The 706-nt window shown below is 51.4% G+C and carries 8 tRNA genes; all 8 read right to left on the minus strand.

Features of this window, described 5'->3' with window-relative positions:
- Nucleotide 1: 1 nt before the first annotated feature.
- Nucleotides 2–75 (minus strand) — tRNA-Pro (locus tag HMPREF8571_RS10945).
- Between the two features lie 16 nt (nucleotides 76–91).
- Nucleotides 92–165: transfer RNA gene (locus HMPREF8571_RS10950), tRNA-Arg, on the minus strand.
- Between the two features lie 11 nt (nucleotides 166–176).
- Nucleotides 177–262, minus strand: a tRNA-Leu gene (locus HMPREF8571_RS10955).
- Between the two features lie 7 nt (nucleotides 263–269).
- A tRNA-Gly gene (locus HMPREF8571_RS10960) sits at nucleotides 270–341 on the minus strand.
- 22 nt (nucleotides 342–363) lie between these two features.
- Nucleotides 364–436, minus strand: a tRNA-Thr gene (locus HMPREF8571_RS10965).
- Between the two features lie 12 nt (nucleotides 437–448).
- A tRNA-Leu gene (locus HMPREF8571_RS10970) sits at nucleotides 449–530 on the minus strand.
- 5 nt (nucleotides 531–535) lie between these two features.
- Nucleotides 536–608 (minus strand) — tRNA-Lys (locus tag HMPREF8571_RS10975).
- Nucleotides 609–632: 24 nt separating this feature from the next.
- Nucleotides 633–705 (minus strand) — tRNA-Asp (locus HMPREF8571_RS10980).
- Between the last annotated feature and the right edge of the window lies 1 nt (nucleotide 706).

Raw genomic sequence — 706 nt, forward strand, 5'->3', positions numbered from 1 at the left:
ATCGGGAAGACAGGATTCGAACCTGCGACACCTTGGTCCCAAACCAAGTACTCTACCAAGCTGAGCTACTTCCCGAGTTAAATAGAAAAAATGCACCCTAGAGGAGTCGAACCTCTAACCGCCTGATTCGTAGTCAGGTACTCTATCCAGTTGAGCTAAGGGTGCCCATCAATATATGCCGAGGACCGGGATCGAACCGGTACGATCGTTACCAATCGCAGGATTTTAAGTCCTGTGCGTCTGCCAGTTCCGCCACCCCGGCCTCTCTAAGCGAACGACGGGATTCGAACCCGCGACCCCCACCTTGGCAAGGTGGTGTTCTACCACTGAACTACGTTCGCATCGACCTCTTATATAAAAAAATGCCGGCTACATGACTTGAACACGCGACCCTCTGATTACAAATCAGATGCTCTACCAACTGAGCTAAGCCGGCTGATTTCTATTATGCGGGTTAAGGGACTTGAACCCCCACGCCGTTAAGCGCCAGATCCTAAATCTGGTGCGTCTGCCAATTCCGCCAAACCCGCAAAGATGACCCGTACTGGGCTCGAACCAGTGACCCATTGATTAAAAGTCAATTGCTCTACCAACTGAGCTAACGAGTCTAAAATAACTTCCGTTATCTTAAACGGTCCCGACGGGAATCGAACCCGCGATCTTCGCCGTGACAGGGCGACGTGATAACCGCTACACTACGGGACCT

Origin of the sequence: Streptococcus mitis ATCC 6249 (genome assembly GCF_000146585.1) — a bacterium.
Classification (GTDB): Bacteria; Bacillota; Bacilli; order Lactobacillales; family Streptococcaceae; genus Streptococcus; species Streptococcus mitis_AZ.